The 3,946-nt window shown below is 65.6% G+C and carries 4 protein-coding genes and 1 pseudogene; 1 reads left to right on the top strand and 4 read right to left on the bottom strand.

Going from position 1 to position 3,946, the window contains the following annotated elements; translation table 11 throughout:
* The 4 genes from AC5JJ6_RS02790 to ltnD form a co-directional block, all read right to left on the bottom strand.
* Nucleotides 1-538: DeoR family transcriptional regulator (locus AC5JJ6_RS02790; protein ID WP_496040586.1), on the bottom strand; the 538-nt coding region annotated here is incomplete at its 3' end.
* A 10-nt stretch (nt 539-548) separates the two neighbouring features.
* The gene (otnI, locus tag AC5JJ6_RS02785) at nt 549-1,331 is read right to left on the bottom strand and encodes a 2-oxo-tetronate isomerase (RefSeq protein ID WP_496040585.1); all 783 of its coding nucleotides are present in this window, start codon (nt 1,329-1,331) and stop codon (nt 549-551) included.
* A gap of 26 nt (nt 1,332-1,357) precedes the next feature.
* Nucleotides 1,358-2,617, bottom strand: coding sequence for a 3-oxo-tetronate kinase (otnK, locus tag AC5JJ6_RS02780; RefSeq protein WP_496040584.1), 1,260 nt, complete (start codon nt 2,615-2,617; stop codon nt 1,358-1,360).
* Nucleotides 2,614-3,525: an L-threonate dehydrogenase gene (gene ltnD, locus AC5JJ6_RS02775; protein WP_496040583.1), complete on the bottom strand. Its 912-nt coding sequence runs from the start codon at nt 3,523-3,525 to the stop codon at nt 2,614-2,616. The genes otnK and ltnD overlap by 4 nt, the downstream gene beginning before the upstream one ends.
* 191 nt (nt 3,526-3,716) lie before the next feature.
* Here ltnD and AC5JJ6_RS02770 point away from each other — a divergent pair.
* Nucleotides 3,717-3,946: pseudogene (locus AC5JJ6_RS02770) on the top strand (hypothetical protein); the annotation flags it as partial.

Raw genomic sequence — 3,946 nt, 5'->3', positions numbered from 1 at the left:
TCGACGTCGAGAGGAAGGCGATGTCGAAGTTGAAGCGGCGGATGGCCTGGGCGGCGGTGTCGCCGACGCAGGACTGGTTCTCGCGCTCGACCTCCCCGCCGGTGTGGTAGAGCCGGCAGGCAGAGTTCTTCGCCAGGAAGGCGGCAACGACGAAGTCGTTGGTGACGACCTTGATATCGCTCCGGTCGGCAAGAAGCCTGGCGATTTCCAGCGTGGTCGTGCCGGCGTCCAGGTAGACGACGGCGTCGGCCGGGATCAGTCCGGCGGCGACGCGGCCGATGGCAGCCTTTTCGGCGTGCTGAAGGCGGGCCTTGACGACATGCGACGGCTCGTTGGAGATCCGCTCCGGCAGGCAGATGCCGCCGGTCACCGTCATGACCTGCCCTTCCCGCTCCAACTGCTGGATGTCGCGCCGCACCGTCATGTGCGACACGCCCAGCATGTCGGTCAGCTCGGCAATGCTGATCACGCCCCGCCCGACCAGACGGGACGCGATGAAGCTTTGCCGCTCCGCCGGGATCATCGGCGCCTTGGCCATCGCCGCTCGCTCAGCTCCGGCGGCGATAGGGCTGGAACCAGCCGAGGCCGGCTTCGGTACCGTTGCGCGGATTGTACTCGCAGCCGATCCAGCCCTTGTAGCCGACCCGGTCCAGCGTCTCGTAGAGGTGCGGGTAGTTTGTCTCTCCCCCGTCCGGCTCGTTGCGGAGCGGGACCGAGGCGATCTGAACGTGACCGATATGCTTGCCCATGCGCTCGATCAGCCGGGTCAGGTCGCCGTCCATGATCTGCGCGTGGTAGAGGTCGAGCTGGACCGCGACGTTGGGGCGGTCGATCTTCTCGACCCAGCCGACCGCGTCCATCTGGTGGGCGACGAAATAGCCGGGGATGTCGCGGCTGTTCAGCGGCTCGATCAGGACGGTGATGTCGTCGCCGGCCAGAGTGTCGGCGGCGTGGCGCATGTTGGCGACGAAGGTTTCCTCGCACGCCGCGCAGTCGAGGTCGCGGGTGATGCCGGCCATCGCATGGAGGACGGGCACCTTGAGGATCAGGGCGTAATCACGGGCGGTCTGGAGGTTCTTGCGGAACTCCTCCTCGCGGCCGGGGATTGCCGCCATGCCACGCTCGCCCGCCGCCCAGTTGCCGGGTGGCATGTTGAACAGGGCCTGGGTCAGGTTGTGGCGCTTCAGGCGCTCGGCGATCTCGTTGCGGTCGAAGTCGTAGGGGAACAGGAATTCCACGGCCTCGAACCCGGCTTCGGCGGCTTTGCCGAAGCGGTCGAGGAAGGGAACCTCCGTGAACATCAAGGTCAGGTTGGCGGCGAACCGGGGCATGTGCAGTCTCCTGATGGGCCGGCTTTTCAGCCGATGGCCTGCTGTGCGTCGAAGAAGAAGCGTTCCTTGCCGAAATTGCCGGACTTGAGCGCCAGCGAGATCGGACGGTCCACCGCGCGGACCCAGGGGACCCCCGGCGCTATCTGCGGCCCGATGTGGAAGCCGGTGACGCCGAGCGACTGCACGACGATGCCGGAGGTTTCGCCGCCGGCCACGATGAAGGTGTCGAAGCCTTCGTTGGCCAGCAGCGTCGCCAGCTTGCCGAAAACCCGCTCGACCGCGGCGCTCGCCTTGTCCGCGCCGAACTTCTTCTGGATCTCGCCGAGATTGGCCGGGTCGGTCGTGGCGTAGATCAGCGGGGCGAGGTCGCCGGCGGGCTGGGAGGTGATCCAGGCGAACAGCTCGTCGGCATAGCCGGCGTCGTTCATGCAACGCACGACATCGACGGCCTGCGACGGAGCGGACTGCTTGTAGAGGGCCACCTGAGCGTTGGTCATCTGCGAGCACGAACCGGACAGCACCACGGCCCGCTTGCCCGACGGCTTGCCGGCGGCAGCCGCCTGCTCCGGATCGGACAGGCGTTCGGTCCAGGCCTTCGCCATGCCGTCGGCGAGGCCGGAGCCGCCGGTCACCAGCTTCATGCCGGCGACGGCGCGTCCGACCGTTTCGACATGGGCGGAGTTCAGCACGTCGAGGACGGCGTAGCGGTTGCCGTCGGCCCGCAGCTTGTCGAGGGACGAACGGACGGCTTCGACACCCAAATCGACGTCGTCGCTCTTGACGTTGCCGCACTTGCCCTTGGACTGGGCTTCCATCAGGCGCATCAGGTTGGCGTCGAGCATCTGCGTCACCGGATGGTGGCGCATGCCGGACTCGTTCAGCGGCACGCCGTTGACGAAGAGGTAGCCGTTGTAGATGGTCCGGCCGTTGACCGGCAGGGCAGGACAGACGACCGTGAAGTCTTCGCCCAGCGCGTCGAGCAGCGCGTCGGTGACCGGCCCGATATTGCCCTTGGCGGTGCTGTCGAAGGTCGAGCAGTACTTGAAGAAGAACTGCTCGCAGTCCCGTGCTGTCAGCCAGTCCAGCGCCTGGAGGCTCATGGAGATCGCTTCATCGACCGGGCATGAACGCGACTTGAGGCTGATGACGACGGCGTCGGCTTCGACCTGGAGAGCCTTGTCCGGCACGCCGTTGAGCTGGATCGTGCTGAGGCCGTTGGCGACCAGGAAGCCCGCGATGTCGGTTGCCCCGGTGAAATCGTCGGCGATGATCCCAAGGCGCATCATGGCTTGCTCCGGTCCGGAAGGTCGATGCCGGCAAAGGTCTTGATGACGGCGCTATCGTCCAGCTTGCCGTAGCCGGCGTTGCTGGCGTTGGCGAACATCGTGTAGGCGGTGGAGGCCAGCGGCAGCGGGAACTTCAGGGTGCGGCCGGTTTCGGTCACCAGCCCCAAGTCCTTGACGAAGATGTCCACCGCGGATTTCGGCGAGTAGTCGCCGTCCACCACATGCTTCATCCGGTTCTCGAACATCCAGGAATTGCCGGCGGCGTTGGTCACGACGTCGTACATCAGGTCGAGCGGGATGCCGGCGCGGGCCGCCAGCGCCATCGCTTCCGCTCCCGCCGCGATGTGGACGCCGGCGAGAAGCTGGTGGATGATCTTGACGGTGGCGCCCAGGCCGATCTCGGCCCCGATTTCGTAGACCTTGCCGGCGACGGCGTCGAGCAGCGGGCGGAGCTTGGCGAAGGTCTCGGCGGAGCCGGCCGCCATGACGGTCATGTCGCCGGCCGCCGCCTTGGCCGCACCGCCGGACACGGGGGCGTCCAGCATGAGCAGGCCGTGTTCCTTGAGGCCCGCTTCGATCGAGCGTGCCTCGTCGGCGGAGATCGTCGCCGACACCATCACGGCGGTACCGGGCTTCAGCTTGGGCGCCAGGGCGTTGTCGCCGAACAGCACGGCCTTGCACTGCGCCGCGTTGACGACCAGCAGCAGGACGGCGTCGAGCTTTTCCGCGAAACCGGCGGCATCGGCCGCGACTTCAGCGGCGCCGGCCTGTTTGAGTTCGGCGCGGGCAGCTTCGTTCAGGTCGATACCATAGGTCTGAAGGCCGGCCCGGACACAGGACTTCGCAGCCCCCATGCCCATGGAGCCAAGCCCGACGACGCAGACGTGGAAAGCGCTGACTGACGCCACGACGGTCCCTCCGGGGTTGTTTGCTTACGGCAGAATGTTTGCTTGGCTGACTAATTATCACAAATCTTCAAATTCACAAGACGAAATTCACATATTTTCACATAGCGGGGCATGACGGACGGCGTTGCGAATCATTTGCATTATCAATCGCGACTGTTATCATGCGATCGTCTCTTTTCTGGTGAGGTCGTATGTGCGAGCAGTGCGAAGCCGAACCCTCGGTATTGTCGAAATCGGCCAGGAGCCGCCGCAAGCTGTGGGAGATCCCGTCCCATCTCCACTGCTCGGTCATCGGCACCTGCCTGTCCATGGACGACCTGCGCAAGCTGACGCGCAAGGGCGGCATGCGGATCTCGGACGATGCGACGGACTATTGCGTCCACAGCTATTTCGTCCGGGAAGCGGGGACGGAAAGCAAGCT

This window comes from Skermanella sp. (assembly GCF_059503625.1).
Note: the sequence above shows the minus strand (reverse complement) of the source record. Positions and strands in the feature narration are given on the sequence as shown.

Coding starts and splice junctions, on each gene's coding strand:
- otnI (WP_496040585.1), bottom strand. CDS start 1,331: ATGCCCCGGTTCGCCGCCAACCTGACCTTGATGTTCACGGAGGTTCCC.
- otnK (WP_496040584.1), bottom strand. CDS start 2,617: ATGATGCGCCTTGGGATCATCGCCGACGATTTCACCGGGGCAACCGAC.